General features: G+C 36.9%; 21 protein-coding genes. 6 read left to right on the forward strand and 15 right to left on the reverse strand.

The features are described 5' to 3' along the window. Positions 1–459: 459 nt before the first annotated feature. From nadD to KO524_RS06415, 8 genes are all read right to left on the reverse strand, one after another. On the reverse strand, positions 460–1,044 hold the full coding sequence (gene nadD / locus KO524_RS06380) for a nicotinate (nicotinamide) nucleotide adenylyltransferase (RefSeq protein WP_219291953.1): 585 nt from the start codon (positions 1,042–1,044) through the stop codon (positions 460–462). Between the two features lie 6 nt (positions 1,045–1,050). Next, positions 1,051–1,626, reverse strand: a complete 576-nt coding sequence (gmk, locus tag KO524_RS06385; RefSeq protein WP_219291956.1) for a guanylate kinase — start codon at positions 1,624–1,626, stop codon at positions 1,051–1,053. A gap of 22 nt (positions 1,627–1,648) precedes the next feature. Further along, positions 1,649–2,497: a YicC/YloC family endoribonuclease gene (locus tag KO524_RS06390; protein WP_219292293.1), complete on the reverse strand. Its 849-nt coding sequence runs from the start codon at positions 2,495–2,497 to the stop codon at positions 1,649–1,651. Positions 2,498–2,666: 169 nt separating this feature from the next. Further along, positions 2,667–3,377: an aquaporin Z gene (gene aqpZ / locus KO524_RS06395; RefSeq protein WP_219291959.1), complete on the reverse strand. Its 711-nt coding sequence runs from the start codon at positions 3,375–3,377 to the stop codon at positions 2,667–2,669. A gap of 51 nt (positions 3,378–3,428) precedes the next feature. Beyond that, the gene (locus KO524_RS06400; protein WP_219291964.1) at positions 3,429–3,791 is read right to left on the reverse strand and encodes an arsenate reductase family protein; all 363 of its coding nucleotides are present in this window, start codon (positions 3,789–3,791) and stop codon (positions 3,429–3,431) included. A 121-nt stretch (positions 3,792–3,912) separates the two neighbouring features. After that, positions 3,913–4,143 (reverse strand): ferredoxin, encoded by a 231-nt coding sequence (locus tag KO524_RS06405; protein ID WP_219291967.1) that lies wholly within the window; start codon positions 4,141–4,143, stop codon positions 3,913–3,915. Continuing rightward, positions 4,143–5,384 carry a peptidase U32 family protein gene (locus KO524_RS06410; RefSeq protein WP_219291971.1) on the reverse strand — a complete coding sequence of 414 codons (1,242 nt, stop codon included), beginning with the start codon at positions 5,382–5,384 and terminating at the stop codon, positions 4,143–4,145. Before KO524_RS06410 ends, KO524_RS06405 begins: the two co-directional genes overlap by 1 nt. 3 nt (positions 5,385–5,387) lie before the next feature. Beyond that, positions 5,388–6,752, reverse strand: coding sequence for a rhodanese-related sulfurtransferase (locus KO524_RS06415; protein ID WP_219291974.1), 1,365 nt, complete (start codon positions 6,750–6,752; stop codon positions 5,388–5,390). A 253-nt stretch (positions 6,753–7,005) separates the two neighbouring features. Between KO524_RS06415 and recA the strand changes: the two genes are divergently transcribed. Continuing rightward, on the forward strand, positions 7,006–8,010 hold the full coding sequence (gene recA / locus KO524_RS06420; RefSeq protein WP_219291977.1) for a recombinase RecA: 1,005 nt from the start codon (positions 7,006–7,008) through the stop codon (positions 8,008–8,010). A gap of 82 nt (positions 8,011–8,092) precedes the next feature. Here the strand turns inward: recA and KO524_RS06425 are convergent, their stop codons facing one another. Further along, positions 8,093–8,833: a 1-acyl-sn-glycerol-3-phosphate acyltransferase gene (locus KO524_RS06425; RefSeq protein ID WP_219291980.1), complete on the reverse strand. Its 741-nt coding sequence runs from the start codon at positions 8,831–8,833 to the stop codon at positions 8,093–8,095. 177 nt (positions 8,834–9,010) lie between these two features. On the opposite strand from KO524_RS06425, the gene trpS reads away from it, so the two are divergent. Next, positions 9,011–9,985 (forward strand): tryptophan--tRNA ligase, encoded by a 975-nt coding sequence (gene trpS / locus KO524_RS06430; protein ID WP_219291982.1) that lies wholly within the window; start codon positions 9,011–9,013, stop codon positions 9,983–9,985. 46 nt (positions 9,986–10,031) lie between these two features. On the opposite strand, the gene dprA is transcribed toward trpS, so the two are convergent. Then, positions 10,032–11,135 (reverse strand): DNA-processing protein DprA, encoded by a 1,104-nt coding sequence (gene dprA, locus KO524_RS06435; protein ID WP_219291985.1) that lies wholly within the window; start codon positions 11,133–11,135, stop codon positions 10,032–10,034. A gap of 205 nt (positions 11,136–11,340) precedes the next feature. Between dprA and KO524_RS06440 the strand changes: the two genes are divergently transcribed. The 3 genes from KO524_RS06440 (at position 11,341) to KO524_RS06450 (ending at position 13,713) form a co-directional block, all read left to right on the forward strand. Further along, complete coding sequence (locus KO524_RS06440) at positions 11,341–12,267, forward strand: SPOR domain-containing protein (protein ID WP_219291987.1); 927 nt, start codon at positions 11,341–11,343, stop codon at positions 12,265–12,267. Positions 12,268–12,336: 69 nt separating this feature from the next. Beyond that, positions 12,337–12,846: an acyl-CoA thioesterase gene (locus KO524_RS06445; RefSeq protein WP_219291990.1), complete on the forward strand. Its 510-nt coding sequence runs from the start codon at positions 12,337–12,339 to the stop codon at positions 12,844–12,846. Between the two features lie 81 nt (positions 12,847–12,927). Then, a complete protein-coding gene (locus KO524_RS06450; protein ID WP_219291993.1) occupies positions 12,928–13,713 on the forward strand; it encodes a S1/P1 nuclease in 786 nt (261 codons plus the stop codon). 39 nt (positions 13,714–13,752) lie between these two features. On the opposite strand, the gene KO524_RS06455 is transcribed toward KO524_RS06450, so the two are convergent. The 4 genes from KO524_RS06455 to KO524_RS06470 form a co-directional block, all read right to left on the reverse strand. Further along, positions 13,753–15,000, reverse strand: coding sequence for a hypothetical protein (locus tag KO524_RS06455; protein ID WP_219291996.1), 1,248 nt, complete (start codon positions 14,998–15,000; stop codon positions 13,753–13,755). 131 nt (positions 15,001–15,131) lie between these two features. Next, complete coding sequence (locus KO524_RS06460; RefSeq protein WP_219291999.1) at positions 15,132–17,018, reverse strand: OmpA family protein; 1,887 nt, start codon at positions 17,016–17,018, stop codon at positions 15,132–15,134. Between the two features lie 113 nt (positions 17,019–17,131). Continuing rightward, the gene (locus tag KO524_RS06465) at positions 17,132–18,055 is read right to left on the reverse strand and encodes a type IX secretion system membrane protein PorP/SprF (RefSeq protein WP_219292002.1); all 924 of its coding nucleotides are present in this window, start codon (positions 18,053–18,055) and stop codon (positions 17,132–17,134) included. Between the two features lie 59 nt (positions 18,056–18,114). Beyond that, a complete protein-coding gene (locus KO524_RS06470; protein ID WP_219292004.1) occupies positions 18,115–23,073 on the reverse strand; it encodes a gliding motility-associated C-terminal domain-containing protein in 4,959 nt (1,652 codons plus the stop codon). Between the two features lie 444 nt (positions 23,074–23,517). Here KO524_RS06470 and hflX point away from each other — a divergent pair, with 444 nt between their 5' ends. Then, entirely contained in the window at positions 23,518–24,750 is a 1,233-nt protein-coding gene (gene hflX, locus KO524_RS06475) for a GTPase HflX (protein ID WP_219292007.1), read from the forward strand. Positions 24,751–24,799: 49 nt separating this feature from the next. Here the strand turns inward: hflX and KO524_RS06480 are convergent, their stop codons facing one another. Further along, a complete protein-coding gene (locus tag KO524_RS06480; protein ID WP_219292010.1) occupies positions 24,800–25,651 on the reverse strand; it encodes a DUF3078 domain-containing protein in 852 nt (283 codons plus the stop codon). Between the last annotated feature and the right edge of the window lie 31 nt (positions 25,652–25,682).

A 25,682-nucleotide genomic window follows, 5' to 3' on the forward strand; every position in this document is an offset into this window, starting at 1 on the left:
TTAGAATTATCAATGTTATTAATCAAAACAATCCATTAAATCTAAGCAAATAGGATAAGTGGAAGTTTCTACACAAACTGACAAGATGAAAAACTTTAACACTAACTTAATATTGCCAAACACAATTCTACTACAATTAGTGCCGTTATCATAAGCAGTTGGACGAATTAATAGAAAAGCAATCTTAAAAAACTGCTTTTAAAACAGTTGTCTAGTGTTTTTTATTTTGGTATAAAAGCGTTCGTCTGGATTCGAACGCTTTTTGTTTTTTAGCTGCAAACACCAATTTCAAGCGTATCAAATCCGTAGATTTAGTGTTTTATAAACAGAGCTCTAGGAAAACTTAAATAATAGAAATCGGACAGGTAGTTTAGCCAAGCTGACTGCAGTACTCCAATGTACAAAACACAAGGCAACTCTAGCGAATTTACACAGGGTGTATTTAGCTTATTCGATGTATTATTTCTTGTAAAATAGGTTGTGATTAATATACTTCCAGACTTCACCATCCAATAAGGGGCGTACGTCTTTATGATCCATAATACCCTGTCGAATTGCCGTCGAAGAGATTTCGATAATAGGAGCCTCGACCAACTTTATGTTAGAAATATCGGTTGTATGTGGTAAATCCGATACCTCATCAGAAATTCTCGGATATACATAAATCGGATAGTGTTCCACAATTAAATCGTAGTTTTTCCACTTAGTAAGGGATTTCAGATTGTCTTCACCCATGATAAGCGCAAACTGATTTTTGGGAAATTTTTCTTGCAGATACGCTAAGGTGTTGACTGTATAATTGGGTTGTGGCAGATTAAATTCGATATCCGAAGGGCGGATTCTCGGATAATCTCGTGTAGCCAAATGAACCATTTGAAGACGGTGATAGTCTTCTAACAAGCCGCTCTTTTTCTTGAGCGGATTATGAGGAGTTACCACCATCCATATTTCATCTAAATCACTGTATTGAGCCAAGTGATTGGCAATGATAAGATGCCCAACATGGATGGGATTAAAAGTACCGAAATACAATCCAATCTTCATGCTAAATTAATTTTGTTTAATAAATTCTTTGACTAATTCGTAGGCTTCTTTTTGAGCTACTTCCAAATCATAGTTTTTAATAATCGTATCAAACTGAGGCGCTGTAGCTAATTCAACCGAAGCTTTAGCAATTCTCATATTGATTTTGTCATCACTTTCAGTAGAGCGTTTTTTCAATCGAATTTTTAATTCGTCTATACTCGGTGGTTTTACGAAAACCGCCAAAGTTTCTTCTGGAAATTTGCTTTTAATACGCAAGCCGCCGGCCACGTCAATATCAAAGATTACATTTTTTCCAAGACTCCAGATTCGCTCCACTTCACTTTTTAAAGTTCCGTAAAAATTATCGCGATATACTTCTTCCCATTCTAAAAAATCTTCGGCTTTGATGTGCTGTTTGAAATCGTGCAACGACATAAAATAATAATCTGTTCCGTCGATTTCCGTACCGCGTGGTTCTCTCGAAGTAGCCGAAATAGAAAAGGCTAAATTAAGATCTTCTTGTTGAAGCAAATACTTTACAATAGTGGTTTTTCCCGATCCAGAAGGTGCTGAAAATACGATGAGTTTGCCTTTTTTCATAAAAATTCGTTATGCGTGACTATTATAAAACGTTGAGTACTTGCTCTTTTATTTTTTCCAATTCATCTTTCATCAAAACCACTAGTTTTTGCATTTCTGAATGGTTGGATTTAGATCCCATGGTGTTGATTTCACGTCCCATTTCCTGAGCGATAAAGCCTAATTTACGCCCATTTGCCTCAGAACCGGATAAGGTTTCGATAAAGTAATCCAAATGATTCGTCAAACGAACTTGCTCTTCGGTGATATCCATTTTTTCAAGATAGTAAATCAATTCCTGTTCAAATCGGTTTTCGTCGACGTTAACTTGAAGTTCTGCCAAATTATTTTTTAAACGATCCTTCACCGTCTGAATTCGCTGTCCATCTAAAGCTGCTGCCAACTCCATACTGTTGCGAATATTAGCTATACGCAATCTGAAATCCGTTTCCAGTGTATTCCCCTCGCTATTTCTAAAAGATTTAATATTCGCCAAAGCTTGTATAATAACTTTTTGAATTTCAATCCACTCGTTCTCATCAAGTTCAACACGTTCTACCTTTAATGAATCGGGCATTCTCACAGCCATTTTCATCAACTCAGTCTCATCGGCCTCAGGTAGAATAGCTTTCATTTGATTGATATAAGCCATCACAATTGGAGCGTTTATCTTGTTTGATGTTTCCTCCGCTGTAACTTCTACGTACAAAGAAAAATCAACTTTTCCGCGCTCTAATTCATGTGCTATCTGATTTCTCAAAGGCAATTCTTTCTCTCTATATGTCAAAGGAAGTCGTACGTTTAGGTCTAAACCCTTACTGTTTAACGATTTCACCTCTACAGTAATCTTTTTGGTTGGCAATTGCATACTTGCTTTCCCAAATCCAGTCATGGAATGTATCATATTCAAAATAATAATAGCTACAAAGGTACTAAAAAAGTATCTAGCTAAATTCAGTTTCAGTTATTTATAATATTTCTGCTCTAATAGCAAAAGATTCGAAACCCTTTCGAGTTTAAAATAAAAAAACCTAATCGATTTAAGATTAGGTTTTTTTATTTTAGTCTTGCTTAGCGTCTTTTTGCAACAAGAATTTATATATCAAGCCTCCCACAACAGCCCCAGCAATTGGAGCTATCCAAAACAGCCATAATTGAGAAATATACGCTCCTCCCACAAAAACAGCTTGAGAAGTAGCACGTGCTGGATTTACCGAAGTATTGGTAATGGGAATAGAAATCAAATGAATCAAAGTCAAGGCTAAACCTATTGCTATTCCCGCAAATCGACCGTTGGCATATTTATCAGTTGCACCTAAAATTACAATCAAAAAAAATGCCGTGAGTACAAACTCCGCGATAAAGGCGGCATTCATGCCATAACCCTGAGGAGAAAGGGAACCGTATCCATTGGCAGCAAACGCTCCTGCCGAGCTAGCATCAATTCCATTAGCAGCATTACCGGTATATATACAATATAAAACGCTAGCTGCAGCCACACCTCCCAATACTTGTGAGACGATGTAAGGTGCTAATTCTTTGCCTGGAAATCGACCTCCGGCATACAATCCAAAAGATACTGCTGGATTAAAATGTCCTCCCGAAATATGACCTACTGCATAAGCCATGGTTAATACTGTCAATCCAAATGCGAGAGCCACCCCTAAATAACCTATGCCTACACCTGGAACACCAGCTGCAAACAAGGCACTACCACATCCACCGAAAACCAACCAGAAGGTTCCGAAAAATTCTGCAAAATAACTTTTCATAAATTAAAATTTAAGATTCTGTTAAATTTACAAAACTAAAATTATCTATTATTACACTCTATTAACTTTTTTACATGAAATTAACTCCCCTACTGTTTTCGAAGAATTCCCAATAAAAATGCGCCCTTCAACAATAGCAACCGGTCTACTCAGAAAGGTATAATGCTCTAAAATTAGATTTTTATAATCCTGCTCCGTTAATTTTGTGTCTTTTAAACCTCTTTCCTTGTATAATTTCGCTCTTTTACTAAAAAGAGACTCATAACTACCCGATAAGTTTTTCATCTCCTCCAATTGCGATGCTGTAATTGGATTTGATTTAATATCCTGCAACTCAAATTGGTCTAAATCCGGAATTTGGTTTAGAATTTTCCTACAGGTATCACAGGTTTTTAAATGGTATATTTTTTTCATAATCTTTTCTAGTATATTCTCAAGCCTTTTAAACTCCCATTAAATTTTACACCAGAAACTCCCGAGTAAAAATGGGTGTGACGATTCGGATTTTATCCTAACAAACAAGGCTTGAGTATTATTAAATATTTTTGACTTTAATGATGTGAACAGGACATATTTTCTCTGCTTGCTCACAACCTTCCAAAATGGTGTAGTCCACAGTTTTTACCGTATGAAAACCCTTATTGTCTTGCGCTTTCAGCAATACGGTTTTACCGTCTTTCTTTGACATCTGAAATTGCCCCGGAGCTACCTCCACACAATAGTTACAACCGATGCATTTTTCGCGTTGCAAAGTAATGATAATCATTAATTTTCTACGATTTTATAAAGCTTATCGGCCATTCGTACTCTAAAGGGCAACTTAATGGTACAGTCATCACCCCTAAGCGCTTTAGTTGCCAGCTGCTCATTGACATACATTTCTTCAATTGTCAATTCTTCTACCCCAGTTGTAGGTCCCGTAATCAATATACGATCCCCTTTTTTAATATCGTAAGCCTCAATTTTAAATTCACCAATAGCAGCCTTTTGGAAAAAATGAGTTGCCTTTCCAACATATACCTTTTTCTGAGTGGCATTGGATCCGGAATTATCACTCCATTCTCCTAATTTCTGACCCAAATAATAGCCACTCCAAAAACCGCGATTATAGACCGTTTCCAGATCTTTCATCCATTGATTTACTTTGTCAGTTGTAAATGTTCCCGCTGCCTGTGCATCAATTGCCTCTCTATATGTTTTGACAACGGTAGCAACATATTCTGGAGCACGTCCACGCCCCTCTAATTTTAACACCTTAATACCCGAATCAATCACTTGATCCAAGAAGTCTAAGGTACACAAATCTTTGGGCGACATCATGTATTCGTTATCAATCTCAATCTCTAAACCCGAATCCTGATCAATCACGGTGTACTTCTTGCGACAATTTTGCTTACAGGCCCCGCGATTGGCTGAAGAATTATGGGAATGTAAACTCAGATAACACTTGCCAGAAACCGCCATACACAAGGCACCATGTCCAAAAATTTCAATCTCCACTAAATTGCCCGATGGTCCTTTTATACCTTCTTTTTCAATCTGCGCAGTTATGCTTTTTACTTGGCGCAAACTCAACTCTCTCGACAAAACTATGGTATCCGCGAAAAGGCTGTAAAACTTTACGGTTTCGATATTAGTAACGTTTTGTTGTGTCGAAATATGAACTTCAAAATCAATAGCTCTTGCCGAAGCGATTACCGCTTGATCTGAAGCAATTACAGCGGTTAAACCCGCCTCTTTCGCCTTGTTCAATAGGGTTTTTACCACCGACAAATCATGGTCGTAGATGATGGTATTTAGAGTCAGGTAGGTTCTGACTTTTTTCTCAGCACAACGCCTTGCAATTTCGGGCAAGTCATCCACTGAAAAATTAACCGTTGAACGCGCGCGCATGTTCAATTGATCTACACCAAAATAAACCGAATCCGCACCGTTATCTAACGCTGCTTGTAAAGATTCAAAATTACCTGCAGGAGCCATCAACTCCACCTTTCCCGAAACCGTCATCTTTTATGCTTGTATTTTATATAATAAATCAGATTTTCGCACTCTAAAATCCAAACTCAAGGTCATTTTATCACCAACTTGAGCTTGTTGAACTACAACTCCATTAACCATCATTTGCTGTAAGTCGTCCAATCGCTGTTCTCCCGTAGTCGGTCCAACAACAACAAGAATATCACCTAGTGCTATTGCTTCATTTTCAATCGAGAATTGTCCGACACCCGCTTTGGTAAAATAGTGCTCTACTCTACCTATCAATTTCTTTTTCTCAATGCGTTTTTTTCTGATTTTCGTAACAGCGCTTACTTTGACAGGAACAATCTCATCAAAAACGTTGCGTTCATTCTTAAATTTTAAGGCGTCTGACTTCCCTTTTTTGAAAATCAAATTCCCCTTTTGAACACCACGACGCATGGCACGTTGTTCCTCCTCCGGCAATTGAATTACGGCGACACATTCATCGGAACAACAGTGGTGCATTTTCTCTGCACAATCATCACACTGAATAAACAACAAATGACAAGCTTCGTTGGCACAATTCACGTGAGTATCGCAAGGCTGTCCACATTGGTGACAATTTGCAATAATATCATCGGTAATTCGCTCGCCTAAACGGTGATCAAACACAAAATTCTTTCCGATAAATTTACTTTTTAAGCCTTCCTCTTTTATTTGGCGGGTGTATTCTATAATACCACCTTCCAACTGATATACATTTTGGAAGCCTTTGTGCTTAAAGAATGCACTGGCCTTTTCACAACGTATTCCACCCGTGCAATACATCAATAGATTCTTATCCTCTTTGTGTTCGGCAAGTTGCGCCTCAATAATAGGTAGTGACTCTCTAAAGGTATCTACATCAGGAGTTATGGCTCCTTCAAAATGCCCTATCTCACTTTCATAATGATTTCTCATGTCGATAACCACCGTATTGGGATCGCTCAACATCTCATTAAATTCTTTGGCTTTTAAATGTATACCGATATCTGTTGCATCAAAACTGCTGTCTTTTAATCCGTCTGCAACGATTTTACTTCTAACCTTTACCGTTAGCTTAAGGAAAGACATATCGTCTTGTTCTACTGCGACATTTAAACGAATGCCCTTCATAAAATCATAAGCCTCTAAGGTTGCTCTCAGTGCTTCAAATCCTTCGGCAGGAACAGACATTTGTGCATTGATTCCCTCTTGGGCAACGTAGATTCTTCCCAAAGCATTTAAGTGGCTCCAAGCTAAGAAAAGGTCGTCTCTAAATTGTTGTGGGTTTTCGATTTTTGCGTAAGCATAAAAAGATAGGGTCAAACGGTTTTGCCCGGCTTGCTCGATGAGCAAAGCTCTTTCTTCCGCGCTTAAAGTGTTATACAGTTGCATGCTATTAACTTTTAAGTTGGTAAATAAACAATATGAAAAATCATTCTAATTGGAAGAATGAAGCGACAAAGATACCCTTTTTTAAAAATCCTATAAAATGATAATTATCATTTTATGATGAAACACAGCAGTAAACACTGATTTTACGCTATAAGGAGGGATTTTATCGCTATTATTATAAATTCTAATGGGCAAGCAACTCCTTTGTAACTCAAAAAAAAGCTGTACTTTTACATTTCAAATTTTATGAAAGATGAGTGCAGATAAAGAAGCCAAATTAAAAGCTTTACAGCTTACATTAGATAAATTAGACAAAACCTACGGTAAGGGAACGGTGATGAAATTGGGCGACCGTGCAGTAGTCGAGGTAGAAGCAATTTCTTCAGGTTCGTTAGGATTGGATTTAGCCTTGGGAGTAAATGGATATCCGCGCGGAAGAATCATCGAGATTTACGGCCCGGAATCTTCTGGTAAAACCACACTTACTTTACATGCAATCGCCGAAGCTCAGAAAACAGGAGGTATTGCTGCATTTATTGATGCAGAGCATGCCTTTGACCGTTTTTACGCACAGAAATTGGGTGTTGATATCGACAATTTAATCATCTCTCAACCAGACAATGGAGAACAAGCACTTGAAATTGCAGAAAATTTAATTCGCTCTGGAGCTATTGACTTAGTGGTAATTGACTCTGTTGCAGCATTAACTCCAAAAAGCGAAATTGAAGGTGAAATGGGCGATTCCAAAATGGGTCTTCATGCCCGTTTGATGTCACAAGCCTTAAGAAAACTTACTGGAACAATTAGTAAAACGAACTGTACGGTATTTTTCATCAACCAGTTGCGTGAAAAAATTGGGGTTATGTTTGGTAATCCAGAAACAACAACGGGAGGTAATGCATTAAAATTCTATGCTTCTGTTCGTTTAGACATCCGTAAATCGACTCAGATTAAAGATGGCGATTTAGTAATGGGTAACCGCACCAAAGTAAAGGTTGTGAAAAACAAAGTAGCACCACCTTTCCGTACAGCAGAATTCGACATTATGTATGGTGAAGGAATTTCTAAAGTCGGTGAAGTATTGGACTTGGCTGTAGAATTTGAAATCGTTAAGAAAAGTGGTTCTTGGTTTAGCTATGGCGACACCAAATTGGGTCAAGGTCGCGATGCGGTTAAAGGCGTAATCAAAGACAATCCAGAATTGATGGATGAATTAGAGATTAAAATCAAAGAATTAATCAAAAGCAAAGAAGATTAGTCTAGGAAATCTGGGTTAACAATTCAATAAATATCAGGGCTGTCTAAAAAAGACGGCCCTTTTTTCGTAGCTTATTTTTCTATTATTTAAAAAGCAACAATTGCTTTAACATCATTTCTCTAGCTTGCTGTTTCACTTCTTTTCTATCGGCAAGAGTCTTACCTTTAGTTACTATAAACGGATGAACCACCACGGGGACCGTCCCGGGATAACCTGCAAAAAATTCAAAAGGAAAATAACGTTTTAATCCGCCGAAAGACATAGGAACAATTTCTATTTGATGTTCTATCGCCAAGCGAAATGCACCATCTTTAAACTCATCTAAGACCACGGATTTATCATCAGACACTCCCCCTTCAGGAAAAATACAAATGCTGCGTCCCAATTTTATCTTATCCTCTGCACTTTTTATAGCTTGCATTCTACTTTGGGAATTTCCGCGATCAACCAGAATACAGGTTCTTTTATAAAAGAATCCAAAAATAGGTAATTTTGCCAATTCTTGTTTACCGACAAAAACAAAGGGATTGTCTTTAATCAAAATCAACATCAGCATAATATCCATCATCGATGTGTGATTGGCGATTAACATATAACTCTTCCCTTTTTCTGGTTTTTGTTGCCATTCGACTTGATAACGAAAACCCATACCAAAAAAAACAATTCTAGCCCAAAAACGCGCTAAAATAAAGAAGTACGGATATGTTCGATCGCTAGAAATAGTTAAAATTAGTAAGGGAGACATGATTATGATCACCACCGTCATCAAAAGATAAAACCATATTTTCCACAAAATCCAGAATGCAATTTTCACTAGCCTCATACGTTAACTATTTCTTAAATTTTCAACAAATCAAAAGTAAAACATATAAAGCAATATAACATCACGCACTTTGATCAGCAAGGCTAAAATTAAAAAAAAAGTCTTTAGCAACAGAAAACATTGCTCCTCACTCAAGCAAATCGGTTATCTTTGTTCTAAATTTAGAAAAAATCGAAAATGGCTAAAATTCTAACTGGAGTACAAAGTACTGGTACTCCCCACTTAGGAAATCTTTTAGGCGCTATCCTCCCTGCGATACAAATGGCCAACCTTAAAGAAAACAATTCCTTTCTTTTTATCGCTGATTTACACTCAGCTACACAGATAAAAGAAGCATCTATTTTGCAGGAAAACACCTATAGTGTAGCTGCAACTTGGCTGGCTTGTGGCTTAGACATTAATCACGTAACCTTTTACAGACAATCCGATGTTCCGCAAACCACCGAGTTATCGTGGTATTTGAGTTGTTTTTTCCCTTTTCAAAGATTGACACTAGCGCATTCTTTTAAAGATAAAGCCTCGCATTTAGATGATGTTAATGCCGGACTTTTTACCTATCCAATGTTGATGGCAGCAGATATATTACTGTATGACGCCGAATTTGTTCCAGTTGGAAAAGACCAACTACAACATTTAGAAATCACTAGAGATGTAGCCTCGAGATTCAATCATCAGATGGGCGAAACCTTTGTTTTACCAGAAGCAAAAATCGCAGAGGAAGTGATGATAGTTCCTGGAACAGACGGAGAAAAAATGAGTAAATCCAGAAATAACTATATCAATATATTTCAAGATGACAAGGCCTTGCGCAAGCAAGTCATGGCTATACAAACCGATAGCACTCCTTTAGAAGACCCCAAAAACCCAGATACCTGCCATGTCTTTGCGATTTATAAATTATTAGCTACAACGGAACAAATAGCCGAATTAAAAGCCAAATATCTAGCAGGAAACTACGGATACGGTCATGCTAAACAAGAATTATTTGAGTTAATAACGAACCGTTTTAAAACGGAACGAGAAAAATACGATTACTATATTAACCATTTAGAAGAAGTGGATGACTTATTACAAATTGGCGCCAAGAAAGCAAGCCTTATTGCTCAAAATACGTTAAATCGTGTTCGTCAAAAATTGGGATATCGAATCTAAGCAAAAACTATTCTCTAAAAAAGCTGCCTCAAAAGGGTGGCTTTTTTTATAACAATTCAAACATTTTACCGGGCAAGGGACGAATAATACCCTTTAGTTCCATCTTTAACAATAGTGCCCCAACTTTATAAACTGCCATTTGACAGGAAATTGAAATAAGATCTAACGGTTGTTTTCCAGTAATTCGCAAGTAATCGTAAATTTTTTGTTCGTCGTCACTCAAATCTTCAAAGAGTTGTTTTTGGATTTTAGCTGTTGTTTTTTGCATTTGATCCCATTGCAAAATTTGTACTACATCTTGAGCGGATGTAATCAGTTGGGCTTGTTGCCATTTAATCAATTCATTACAACCCTTACTATATTTATCTGAAATTCTTCCGGGTACAGCAAAAACCTCCCTATTATATTCATTGGCAAAACGGGCTGTACTGATGGAGCCCCCCTTTTCCGCGCTTTCGATGATAATAGTTGCTTCCGACAAACCTGCTACAATTCGATTACGTCTAACAAAATTCTCTTTATCTATAGAACTTCTGGTTTTAAACTCGGTTAAGAAACCGCCACTCGATTCAACAGCTGCAACATATTTTCGATGTGCTTTAGGATAAATATCCAATAGGCCGTGACCTAAAACAGCAACCGTTTTCAATTGATTTTCAATAGCCGCCCTATGTGCCAATATGTCTATTCCAAAAGCAAAACCACTTATTATAACAGGATTATACACCGCGAGATCTTGAATAAAAGTCCGACAAAACTCTTCGCCTCGAGCCGTAGCATTTCTAGTTCCCACTACACTAACTATACGTGGATTATTCCATGCTAATCTCCGCGTAGAGAACAACAAAACAGGGCCGTCTTCACAGTGTTTTAATCGATCTGGATATTCCTTGTCTCGAAAGTAAGTGACTACTATATTGTTTTTAACGATATTGTGCAGCTCTTTCTCCGCTTCCACAAAGATGGTCTTACTCTTTAAGTTGGACAATAAACGATTGCCTATGCCCTCTATTTTTACCAGCGATGAAACGGATGCTTTCAAAACCTCCTCTGCATCTTCAAAGATATTCAACAGCTTTTTCGCAGTCAGGTCTCCCACCCCTTCTACTTGCTGAAGCGCTAGTGTATAAAACAATTTTTCCTCATCCATAAAAATTAGAAAATGAATTAAACATCACCTAATATAATACATATCAACGCATTAGTCTTGCTTTTTTACACAAAATTGCAACTAACGATTTTTCCATTCCATTTATAATCGCTTATGAACAAGTTGTTTACAACTATTTATCGTTTTGTTAATAACATTTGTGGATAAAATTTTGCTTTGTGTGTTGATTCGTTAACTTTGTAATATGATGATAGAAAAATACATATCCGCCTTATTATATCGCTATCAGTGTGTTATAGTTCCTGGGTTTGGTGCTTTTTTAACCGAAGTCCAGTCTGCTAGCTTTCACGAAGGTAGTCAGACTTTTTTTCCACCAAAAAAGTCAATTTCATTTAATGCTCAACTGATTCATAACGATGGGCTTCTAGCCAATCATATCGCATTAGAAGAAGGTATTTCATATGAAAAAGCAGTTGTTCAAATTACAGCCGTTGTTTCCGAATGGAAACAAGGTTTAGCGGATGACCAAACCATCTTTCTTAAGCCGATAGGATCTATCCATTTAAACGAGCGTGCTAATTTGGTTTTTGAACCCCAATTAAGCACCAATTACTTAACTTCTTCCTTTGGATTAAGTACCGTTTCTGCACCCTCAATTGGAAGAATGCAAGCCATAATAGCAGAAACAACCACGCCAATCATCAGCTTGGCACCAAAAAGACAACGCAAATACACTTTTCTTAAATATGCTGCTGTCTTAGTTGTAGCAACAAGTATTGGAGGAACCATATACAAGCAAGAACAGGAAGCTTATATAGCCGAACAAACCTTAAACGTTGAAAAAGCCGTTCAGGACAAAGTGGATTTACAAATTCAACAGGCAACCTTCTTTATCGAAAAACCACTAACACCTGTGGTACTAACAGTAAAAGAAGCGGTAATTTTAAAACCTTATCACATCGTTGCTAGTGCTTTTAAAAGCGAAGAAAATGCAGCCAAAGCAGTAAAAGAGCTTGAGAAAAAAGGTTATGAATCTTCTTTCTTGGAAAAGAACAAATATGGTTTTTACCCAGTTTTATATGGTAGTTATGCTAATCTCGCAGAAGCACAAGCAGCCATGCGAGCAATTCACAAGAAACACAACAAAGAAGCTTGGCTTCTCGTAAAATAAATCAAAAAATCCTGAATTAATTTCAGGATTTTTTTTGTTATAATGTTTTTATCTTTGTAAAAAAAACAAATGAATCCCAAATTAGTATCCGAATCTGTAACCGTAGTAACCGATTTAGTATTACCCGGTGAAACCAATCCGCTAAACAACCTTTTTGGCGGTGAACTATTGGCCCGTATGGATCGTGCCGCTAGTATTACAGCTCGCAGGCATTCTAGACGCGTCTGTGTAACGGCATCTGTAAACCACGTTGCCTTTAACAGAGCCATTCCCTTAGGAAGTGTAGTGACCATCGAAGCACGTATCTCCAGAGCTTTTAACAGCTCTATGGAGGTTTTTATTGACGTTTGGATAGAGGACAGGGAATCGGGCATTAAAAACAAGGCAAACGAAGCCATATACACCTTTGTTGCGGTTGATGAAACCGGCAGACCCATAGTAGTTCCGCAGATTATACCTGAAACCGAATTAGAGAAAGAACGTTTCGAAGCTGCTTTACGTCGAAAACAATTGAGCTTGGTTCTAGCTGGAAAAATGAAACCTTCCGAGGCTACCGAATTGAAGGCTCTTTTTCAATAAGCCATATCTTATCTTTTTATTAACACCCTAGACGGTTTCAACTCTGAACGGTTGTGCCTAACTTTGGATAAAATTTTTAAAATGAGAAAAATAATCTATTTATTTGTAGCGTTGTTTTTAATTAACACCACTGCCGCTTGGGCATGGGGAACAACAGGGCACCGCGTAGTTGCAGAAATTGCCGAGCGCAATTTGACTCGAAAAGCTAAGAAAAATCTAAAAAAAATAATTGGAAATCAAAAACTGGCATATTGGTCAAACTGGCCAGACTTTATTAAGTCTGACTCCTCATGGAAACACGCCGATGGCTGGCATTATGTCAATGTAGGAAGTGATTTAAGCATATCGGATTTCGGCAAAGAAATGGAAGCAACTACTACAGAAAACCTTTATAAGAGAACACTTTCTTTAATAGAAGAACTCCAGGATAAGAACTTGCCTCTAGCAAAAAAACAAGAGAACCTCTATTTCCTAATCCATCTAATTGGCGACGCACACCAGCCCTTACACGTAGGTAAGGCAGAAGATTTAGGCGGTAATAAAATTGGTGTAGAATGGTTTGGACAGAAAACAAATCTACATACCTTATGGGATTCCAAATTAGTAGATTTCACTCAATATAGTTATACAGAGTTTTCAACGGTACTGAACATACACGACAAACAGTATAATTCGGCACTAACACAAGGAGAATTGGTTTCTTGGCTTTATGAATCGTATAGTACTGCACAACGTATATACGATTCCGCTCAGCCCGAAGCTAAATTGAGTTATAAATACTATTTTGACTATCAGAAAGATCTGGAGCAACAATTGCTCAAAGGTGGCTTGCGGCTAGCTAAAATATTAAATGACATATATGGATAAAAAAACAGGCCTTTGGGCCTGTTTTTTTTATAAAGATGATTATCGCGAACTTCTACTAGAACTTCCTACCCCTCTACCACTTGATGAAGAAGACCCCATCGACGAGCTAGAAGATCGACTGCTTGACATCGAAGGCGAAACACTTGAAGAACGACTTGTTGACATAGAAGCTCGGCTACTAGCACCGCTATTATTATAACTAGAAGAAACTCTTGAAGCAGGCGCCGTACGCTCAATTCGAGCAGGCTGACTGTTTACACGCGTAGCAGCAGAAGTATTAGATCTTGTATTCACAGAAGATGACGATACCCTAGAGCTATTAGTTGTTGTTGGCGACACTCTAGTACTCATTTCGGTATTCGTTGCTCTAGCGCCCGTATTAACTGCCCTGGTACTCGTGCTAATATCTCTTGAACTACTGTTACTAACTCTTGAACTGTTACTAACATCTCTAGTACTACTATTAACTTGTCTTAAGCCGCTATTAACGGTATTGCTTCTATTTGAACTTGAATTCAAATTCTGATTTTGTACGGATCGATTGCTCGTTCTCGTTTGATCCAAAACATAACGGTTAGACACATTGCTGTTTCTTTGACTAAAAGAATTTTGCGGATTCTGTCTTTCATAAGAATTAGCACGCACATCACTTAACAATCGAACAGAACGCGAACTTCTACGATCAGCCGCATAAACATAACGATTGCTGTTATTTATATGAACATGTATGTTACTTCTATATCGGTAAATTGGATACGGTTCCCAAGGCGAATAATAAGTAGGGTAATAATTCCAATACCAAGAAGAATAATATGGTCTATACGAAACCCCCCAAAACAAATCAAACATGATAGGCGTCGAAACGTACACAGGCTCGTATATATAATTTCTTCCATAGAGATATTCGTTACCCACAATCTGCACTTGTACCCGGTTTTTTCGATCTTTCTCCACCTCTATAGTAGCCACGTCCTGGAACATATCCTGTCCCAATACCGCTTGAACTACAATCAAGTGAGTTTGCCCCTCAGTAACTTCAATTACACGCAGATAATCAACATAGTTATCTCTGTTTAAATCCAAATTGGAAATTTGGGATTGAGGGTCGTTTAGTCTGCGTTCAAAATCAGCCAAATCTCTTGACTCTCCAAAAATGGAGGCCACTGCCTGTAGGTCCAAGTTGTCACTAATATCATAATTCATAGCTGTGACAGTTGCCTTTTGAGAGAAGCCCAAGGTAGAAAGCAATAAGGCGATACATAAAAATGTTGTTCTATATAAATTCATAAGGTTGTTTTTTCATGGTTGTTATTACTATAATACCAACTACTATGCCAATATTACTTTTGCGTATTAAAACGAACAATCCCAGCACTTAACAAGTACCGGGATTGTTTACAAACAATTTAAAAAGTATTTTATTTCTGTAATATAATGAATTCAGATCTTCTATTTATCGCGTGTTGCTCTTCGGTGCAATTATCACCACAATCCACTTTAGGTTCACTTTCGCCATAGCCTTTTGCAATCAAGCGACTTGGAGAAATTCCCATGGATATTAAATACTGTAAGGTGGTTTGCGCTCTACGTTCAGACAATTTTAAATTGTAAACATCGCTTCCTCTCGTATCTGTATGAGATTTAATCTGCACTTTCATATTTGGATTACGCTCCATTACTTGAACTAATTTATTTAATTCAAATGATCCTTGTTGGGTAATGTTTGCCTTGTCAAATTCGAAATAAACATAACCTAATAAGATTTGCTCTTCAACGACAATCACTTCAATTGGACGAAGTGAAACCGTCACTTGTTGTCTTCCACCCTTATGTGGTGGTAGCTCGATAATCTTACTTTCGTAACCGCTTCTATCGACCTGTAGAACAAAGTTCTTACGACAATCCACTACATATTCAACAATTCCACGAGCATCGCTATATTTGATTTCAATAATGTTATTTCTATCATCTAAGATTTTCACTTGAGCACCAGTAAGTATTTCTCCTGTTTTTTCATTAATCGTAGTTACATACATCTCTACATGACAAACCGGAATTGCTTTGTAAATATCATCTCTACCCACTCGATTAGTTGAGAAGAAACCAATGTTTTTATCTGGATAAAAAGAGAATGAGAAATCGTCTTTTGGTGTATTGATTGGATTACCAAGGTTCTTCACTTCGGCATCTTTAATCTCTAAATCCAAAACATATACATCCAAACCTCCAAAACCTTTTCTGGAATCTGAGGCAAAATACAATTTATTATCATCGGAAATAAACGGAAAGGATTCTCTTCCTTCTGTATTAACCTTAGCACCTAAATTCTCAGGAGCCCCATAAGTTCCATCTTCATTAATAGCCACTTTCCAAATATCCATACCGCCTAAAGTGCCCGGCATATCAGAAGCAAAATAAAGCGTTTTCCCATCCTTACTTAAACTAGGGTTACTGGTAGAGTATTCTTTACCATTATAGGGAAATGCTTCAAAATCGCCCCATTTCTTACCTTTTTTAGTAGCTTTAAATAAACTAACCTTACCGAATTTCAAAAGTTTCGCCTTATTCTTTATAAAGCTCCCTTCACGGAAACTTTCTGTTGCAAAATACATGGTTTTACCATCAGCACTCACGGTAGCAGGTCCGTCATGGTATTTGGTATTGATTTCAGAAACTGCTTTAATTTGGCTGAAAGTTTGAATTTCTGGATCGTATTTTGCTTGAAATAAATCCAAAAAAGGTTGGTTGTTCCACCCGTATGTTTTTTTATTCTCTGTACGGGTAGATGCAAAATACAACGTATCGTTTTGTGTCAGAAAAGCTCCAAAATCAGATCCCGCGGCCATGTTAAGTCCACTGTCTTCAAAGGTATATAAATCTTCTTGGCTTCTCAATCGAGGTATGTAGTCTGGTTCTTTTTGAAACGCAATGGTTCTAAAATCGGTAGGGGCTAATGTGGCGAATTTCTTCATCACATCATTAGCCGTATCATAACGACCACTCGCTTTAAGCATTTGAGCATATTTATAATATACTTCTGCATCAAGTTCTGGATTAACAGCTATCGCTTTGCCATAATACTTTGCCGCCTCAACGGTATTAAAGATATTATAATACGATTCTGCTAATTGTAAATTAATGTAATTGTCGGTTTTAACACCACGAACTAATTTTTGATACTCTTTTGCTGCATTTACAAATTCATATTTGCTAAAAAATTCATCGGCAATTTTTGTTTTTTCATCCTGAGCATGTCCTAAGAACACGCTACAAGAGAAAAACAAACTTAAATATATTTTTTTCATATCTGATTACTATTTTATGTGCTGGTTGCTATGTTATCGCTTGATACTGCTCCTTCTTTTAAAGCAAAAAATGAGAGAAAACGATTTCATATTATAAATATTGATTTTTTAAATTAAAAATATCTCGGTGAACTGGATACTTTTTTAGAAAAATAAATATCGTACAATAAAATAAACTCATGAGATGCTTTCGCCTTAACATTTAAATCAGACATAACATGATCATAAGCATAACCGACACGAATATTTGGCGTAATACGGTAGTTGACCATACCACTGATGGCATCATCGATACGGTAAGAAGCTCCAATTTCGAATTTATTAACATACATCACATTTACAGATAAATCTGCCGACACTGGTGAATCTGGCGCATATTTCACCATAAAGAAAGGTTTTAACTTAAACTCTTTGTTTAAATCAAAAACATATCCCCCTGTCAAAAACATATGCATTACTCGAGTACCGAATTTTTTACCATCGTAATCCAAATAATTGCCTTTAAGCATATTGGGCACCCCTAATCCTACATAATAGTCTTTAGTATAATAAAAAGCACCTGCACCTACATTAAAAAGAGTGCTTTTTGAATCTTCTGCAAAAGCAGGATCTCCTGCATCGGTTATAAAACCATTCCCTATATCAGAAAAAAGGCCAATATCATGTAAAGTAACTCCCGCTTTTAATCCTAATGCCAATTTTTGTTCTCCTCCTAAATCCAAAGTATAAGAGAAATCCCCGTAAATATTATTTTCTTTTACCGGTCCAATTTTATCACTAATTACCGACAGCCCTAATCCGACTTTTTTTCCTACCCGCGTGTGTCCAAATAGTGTTCCTGTTTGCGGAGCTCCATCTAGTCCTACCCATTGTTTACGGTACAACAATCCCATAGCTAATCCCTCTTGTGACCCTGCATAAGCCGGATTAACCACACTCATATTATACATATACTGAGTGTAATGAGGAGCCTGTTGTGCGTGAACTTCAGGAAGGAAGAAAAATGCTGTTAATGCTGCAAGATATAATTTCTTCATAAGTAACTGTTATTTTTAGTTTATAAAGTCGGCAGCAACATACTGCCGACTTTTGAAATTTATTTATTAATCTGAATCCAACCTGTAAAAGTCTCAGTAGAAGTAACTATCTCATAGAAATAAGTTCCATCTGGCAAGGCAGAACCGCTATCTGATTGTCCAGTCCACTGATTCGTATATCCAATACCGTGCGAATACACTTTTTTACCGTATCTGTTAAAAATAGTCAAATTATTGACAACATAACGAGACAAATCAAAAGAATCATTGATGCCATCGCCATTTGGAGAAATCCCCTTTGGAATCATACAATCAACACGGTCCAATTCGATTTTTAAGGTTTCATAACAACCATCTGTAGTTGTTAATAATACACTATACTCCCCTTTTCCAGGAATAACAATCTCTCGTTTATCTGATTTAAACCCATCTGATCCTTCCCAAGCGTACGTCGCTGTAGTCATATCAATATTTTGCAACAAATCCACTACTCTTAATTTATACTCACCACCGCTACATTCGGCATCGTACGTAATCTGGAAACGCTCAAAAATTTCAATCTCCGTCGTTCCTATAGTAGTTTCACCACATCTATCACTTGGAATTGAGTAAGTATATGTAATCACATGTTTACCTGCAGCGCTTTTTTCTACATCAATTACTCCTGTTTTAGGATTAATTGACACACCACTTGCTCCAGAACTAAAAGTTCCTCCCATATCAAAGTCTGTCACAAATTCTGGTGCAATCGTCATATCGTTATTGATACATATTGGAGCAGGATATTTAAATCCTACAACCGGATAAAGCGTTGGCTTAACTACTAAATTCACAGGGAATATTTTTTCACATTTCGAAAGTTCCTTTCTCTTGATTTTTAAAAATACCGTTTTCGCTATACTTTGATAAATTCCGCTTACATCAATAGGATCCAAATTACTCTCCGCATCTAAAATTGAATTATAATACGAATATTCTAAATCCATTTTACCTGGATTAGGATCAGTATTGATCGCATTTAAAGCAAATTTCTTTAAATCAAATTGTCCAACACCATTATTATCTGGATCACATGAATCTATACCACCAGCCACCGTTCCTTCAAACGACTTGACAAACTTAATCACTACCTCATCTTTCGGGTTTTCGATACAATCTACCTTCTCTACCAAAACCTCGTACTTGCCCGATTCTGTTACGGTAATTCTGTCCTCAAAATATACAGCAGGATCCATTGGCTCACCATCTTTAAACCAGTTATATACCAATCCTACAGTATCTCCTCCTGTCGAAACTTTCGCCACGATTACATATTCATCTGTATCACATAAAACTTTATCTTTTCCTAAATCTACGTCGCAATTAAAATTACAATCAGTAGAACCTCCTCCTGGCGCACCTGCATTAATTTGTTTTAATTTAATAAAACCTGCAGATCCTCTGAAATTGGTTATCAATACTGCATAAATCTCACCTTCTTTAGCATTTAGGATATTTAATCTTTCAATTGGGTCACCAGAGTAACTACAATCTACAACATTTCCTCTTGGATAATAAGTCCCGGGTACCAAACCATTATTGTTTTCCCATCTTGGAAGATTGGGGCCGAGGTCCGTTTCGGAACACGCTTGCCTCAAACTTTCGAAAGGACCGAAAGCAACATAATCCACATCTAATCCAGTACCATTAGGATTACCATTAGCATCAAAACTGGTATTTTGAATAATATCAAAAAGTAAATCCCCATCTTGTCGCACTTTTAAATAATACCAAACCGGTCTAGGAGCTTGTCCTAAACAAGCAATATTATTAGGTAAATTAGGAACTCCCATAGTATCATCAACATTCGGAAAAATCAAAGATTCGTCACCTGCACAAAAAGGCAAAGCCTGCGCCATTCTTTTAAAAACTATTCGATAATTTACCTTAGTCCATATACTTTTGTTATCCACTCCACAAACTGCCCTAATAAAGAAAGAATATGTATTTCCCTCTATTAAATTATGGAAAACATGTTCCCTAATATCGTTTTGTACTAAAACAATATCTGCAGGAAGCGGTTCTAATAAGTCCGCATCAAACGGTACCGCAGCAACTTCCCATTCGGTTTCGTCTCCATCCGGTTCCCAGAAAAATTCTGAACCTGTTGGTTCTGGATTGGCACAAAGTCCAATGTTTTTAGCTTTAACACTCGGACAAGTCACTACTTTTATACCTACATTGTCGATCGCAGCAGGAGGCTGAGTACCTCTAGCATTATCATTAACCCACTCAAACAACAATCTCATGTCACGTCCGGCATAACGCCTTACATTTACCTCAACATTTGTTTGAATAAAGTCGCCAGTGAGATTGTTTAAATAATCAAGAGTACTACTGCTTGCTAAATCATATTCTCCTACTTGAACCCCGCCAAATAAAGTAGCGGTAGTACTCACTCTTACACCTTCTACCGGTATAAATTCCGTTGGTACTAACCATACTCTTAAAAAATCTCTAGGTGCCAGTCGAGTTCCTTCTCCAATACCTTTCCAATCAAACGACACTAAAATTTCAACCGTATTGGCAGGAATGGTAATATCTCTATAAAGATGAGAAACTTGCTCTCTAGTAATAGTATAGGTATGATTGACACCGTTATTATTAGAAATATACATTGAATTTCCTACACCAGCTGTCGCTGCCGACCCCTTAAACCATTTATTTACCTTGTCTGAGAATAAACTTGTCCAAGTATTTTGTTCAGTGAAATTTTGTTCAAAATCCTCTGTATATGGCAATACTGCAGGAACCTGAGTTGTAATTATTTTTAAAGGTCCAACCCAATAACTCTTGGAGGTATTTGCCCCTGTTCCACAACTTGATCTTAACCAAACATAGTACACCGTATTGGTTGTCAATCCTGTAATAGTATGTACAGTACCAGTAACCCCAGTAACCGTAGGTGTCGTACTAGTAATCGGCATGTCTTGAGTTGTACTGTGATACAGTTCATATGAACCAGGTCTCACGAACGGGTTATTCCATCTGAATTTTGCCGAATCACGAGTTACAGCATCTAAGTTAAAGGTCGTTGGCACAGCACATGTCAATGCTCTCAAATCTATATTGTCAATGGCCGCTGGAGGTTGATTTCCTAATGTACGGTTATTAACCCATTCGAATACCAATCTACCGCGTTGTCCAGATAAATTTAAATTCGCAACTTGAAATTCTATATTCTCCCTAGTAAAATCGGTTTTATTATTATATGCATCTGTTCCAATTCTAACTCTATTTGCTGCTGCTGTAATCGGTGTTCCTGAAGTAGGAACAAAATCGATAGGTACCATCCAGATTCTAAAATAATCAAAACGCTGTGCAGCAGTAAAGCCTTCTCCAAAACATTTCCAATCAAAGCTCAGACTTAATTCCGTTACCCCTGTATTGATTTGAATGTCTCTATAAGCATGCGATGCCGCTTCTTGATTTAAGGTGTACTCATAAGTGGTACCTGCATCTCTAGAAACATATAACGATTTTGTACCACGACTATTAACCGCTGTGCCTACTGCCCATTTATTGGTTTGAAGAGAGGTTTCAGTGCTGTTTAAATTCCAGCCATGAGTACCTTCAAAACCTTCAACATAAGGTAATTGTTGCGGAACTTGTCCCGTAGTAAACACTGCTGGACCAACCCAAAAACTCTTATTTGTAGCGGCACATTTTGTTCTTACCCAAGCATAATATTTTGTATTTGGAGTTAACCCTTGTAAATCCAGACGGTTTGCAGTAATATTTTCCGTTATAGCCGCTTGATTATCGTAGATAATCGGATTGGGATCAGAAGTATAATACACTTCATAATTAGGAGTCAAAGAAGTGATTCCTGTCCAATTCAAACGAACCGAATTTTCTGTTAAGTCAGAAGTTGTTAGATTTGTTGGCGCTACACAAGTAACATTTTTAATGTCTATATTATCGATTGCTGCAGGTGGTTGATTTCCATCAGTAGCATCATTACGCCATTCGAAAACCAATTTCACTGTTTGTCCGGCAAACTGATTTAAATTAGCTACTAAATTTTCTCTTAAGAAAACAGCATTGTTGTTAAATTCGCGAGCTCTTAATAAAATACCTCCACTTGTAGTCGAAATCAAGGTTCCTGTAGTGGGAACAAAAGTTTCTGGTACAACCCAAACTTTAAAATAATCCAAAGCGGGATTTGGAAGAAAACCATCTCCTTTACATATCCAATCAAAAGAAACGCTTACATCTTGAGTCCCTGCAGGAACAATTATTTTTTTACTAGCATGTGTAACTTGTAAACCCGAAAGGTTATACAAGTGAGAAACCCCATTATCTCTAGAAATATACAAAGATTTTAATCCTGTAGATTTCACAGCTGTATCAACATACCATCTATTAACATGAGCTCCAGTTCCAAATTCAAAACCGTGATTAATGCTTTCAAAACCTTCCGTATAAGGTATACTAGCAAAGGTTGTAAAACTCATAGAACCCAACCAATCACCTTTTACTATGTCTACCGTTGTTCCTGTAGTAATACTACAACTAGAACGAACCCATACAAAATAGGTGGTATTATTTGTTAGCCCATTTAAGGTAGTGTTTAATCCAACAACATCAGCTACAGTCGGAACTGTGGCTACAGTTGGCACTGTGGCTACCGTAGAGTAATATACATCATATTTTGCACCCACACTAACGGAACCTGTCCAAGTTATACGTGCAGAATTGTGCGTCAAACCATCAAATAACAAAGCTGTGGGGGGCGCACAAGCCGGATCTAGTAATAGAACATCCAGCGCATTCCACAAATTCACAGCTGCCTCTCCACTAAAATACTGCTGTAATTTTAATTGAGGATCATAAGACCTTGCGGACCAACTCCAACGAATAACTTCAGAGGAAGCCGCTGTAGAATCTAAATTAAGTCCTGTAATGCTACTGTTTCTGTTGGCGAAGCAACAAAAAGTCAGTAGGAATACCGCTATTAATAATGTAATTTTTCTCATATTTTGGATAACATAAAGATTAGTCTGGCTCCAAATATATAATATATATTTAGCTTTATATTAACAAAGAGTGTTAAAAAAACTAAAAATTTTATTCAAATTGTTTAAACCGAGTTGCTTTCTCCGATAATAATACAGATATACACCCCCAAATATTACTCTTTTATTACTAAATCCTATTATTAATTAGATAGTTCATTAATAAAATCTACATAAACATTTCATAACACGTACTAACTTCGAATTCCTTTTGTCTTTTATAGGTTTGCATTAAATCGCTGTTTGATAAGGATGTAAAAGAAGTATTCGTTCCTATTTTAACATCCAAAAGGGCCTTGTAATTTCATTTTTACGACAACAAAAAATCGTTACTCCCTTTATATTTAAAAGTTAATTCCCTATCCATCATTCTTTTTCCTTATTTTTGTAAGACAAACTCAGACTATGTTAGACAAAGAAGAAATAAATTTTGAACGTTCCGTGATTGTTGGTATCATTACACAAAATCAAGATGAGGAAACGCTAAACGAATATTTAGAGGAATTAGAGTTTTTGACTTATACCGCTGGTGGAAAAGTAATCAAACGTTTCACCCAGAAAATGGAACAACCCAATCCCAAAACTTTTGTAGGTACGGGAAAAATGGAAGAGATTCATACTTACATCTTAGAAAACGATATCAGTACTTTAATCTTTGATGATGAATTAACACCGGCACAACAAAAAAACATCTCTAAAATAATCGATTGTAAGGTTTTGGACCGCACCAATCTAATCTTGGATATTTTTGCACAAAGAGCTCAAACCTCTTATGCCAGAACCCAAGTAGAATTAGCTCAGTTTCAGTATATACTACCTCGCTTGTCTGGTATGTGGACGCATTTGGAACGTCAAAGAGGGGGAATTGGAATGCGTGGACCTGGAGAAACGGAAATCGAAACGGATAGACGTATCGTTAGAGATCGAATTGCCTTGTTAAAAGACAAAATTAAGGTCATCGACAAACAGATGTCTATACAAAGAGGAAATCGCGGCGCTATGGTGCGTGTTGCTTTGGTTGGCTATACCAATGTTGGTAAATCTACTTTGATGAATGCTATTGGAAAAAGCGAAGTTTTTGTAGAAAATAAATTATTCGCGACTCTTGATACCACCGTTAGAAAAGTAGTTATAGGGAATTTGCCTTTCTTGCTTTCCGATACTGTAGGTTTTATCCGAAAACTACCAACACAATTGGTCGAATCCTTTAAAAGCACGTTAGACGAAGTCCGAGAAGCTGATTTATTATTACATGTAGTAGATATTTCTCATCACGATTTCGAAAACCATATAGAGTCGGTAAATCTGATTTTAAAGGAAATCAAGAGCAACGACAAACCGATTATAATGGTTTTCAATAAGATTGATGCTTATGTACCGGAAGTGATTGAAGAAGATGATTTAATGACCGAAAGAACTTCAAAACACAACAGTATTGAGGATTGGAAAAAAACCTGGATGTCTAAAGTTGGAGCAGATAATGCCATCTTTATCTCAGCGACCAACAAGGAAAATTTCGAAGAGTTTAAAGAAAAAGTATATGAAACGGTTCGTAAAATTCACGTGACACGTTTTCCTTACAATAATTTATTATACCCAGACTTCAAAGATATTGAATGGGATACGGAAGAAGAATAAAAAAGGGGCTTGTGGCCCCTTTTTTTATAATTTATATTTTGAATGCCGATTAAAAAGTATAGTTTAAGCCCACTCCAACAGCTTGTCTGATTTGAAATCCTTGATAAGAATTATCGTCATAGATTGTTTGTAGCGCAAAATTGGTAGATAGATATTTGTTGATTTTTAAAACCACGTTCAATTGGTAGTCTATATCTACATTTTGAGGGTCTTCTAAATAATTAGAATATAAATTCAAGATATTTTCAACAGTAACATTCTCCATTAAAGTTGCTTTGTAATATCCAGAGATTGATGCTCCCAACTCATATCTCATATTATCTCCTTGTTCCACACCAAAGGCAGGTGCAAATTCCGTGAAATGGTCATGAACAAAAATAAATTTAGAAGTTGCCGGTGCAAAATTTACTTTTAAATTATCTGATTTTTTCCACAACATACCGGGACCTATTTGCAAATAGGCCGGTGAAAAGAAATGCGAATTTCTAACTTCTTTATCATTTGGATCCATACCTGCATCCATTTGAGTTTTAAAGTTTAAGAATGCAGAGTAAAACCAATTTCCTGAGGCTTTTTTACCTACTAAAGAGTTGAATTCAAAACGATCATCTGTTTTTTGAGAATCACTACCCTTGATTTTTGAAATACCATAGTTGACTTGAATTTTATTATCCCAATTCCAATCCTCACTTTTGTAATTAATATCGTAATTAATTCCCAAAGTTCCGGCAAAGTTATTGTCTCCACCTGCTTGCCAATTGGTAAAACTAGACTGATTCCCCAATAAGGAAAAAGTTCCTTTAGAAGTCCACGGTCCAACTTGAGAATCTGATACAACTTCTTGAGCGTTAGCTCCAAACATAGCGAAGAGCACCATCAAACTAAATGTAATTTTTTTCATTTTCTTGAGTTTTTTATACTCAAAGCTAGTA

This window comes from Flavobacterium sp. NKUCC04_CG (genome assembly GCF_019345525.1).
GTDB lineage: Bacteria > Bacteroidota > Bacteroidia > Flavobacteriales > Flavobacteriaceae > Flavobacterium.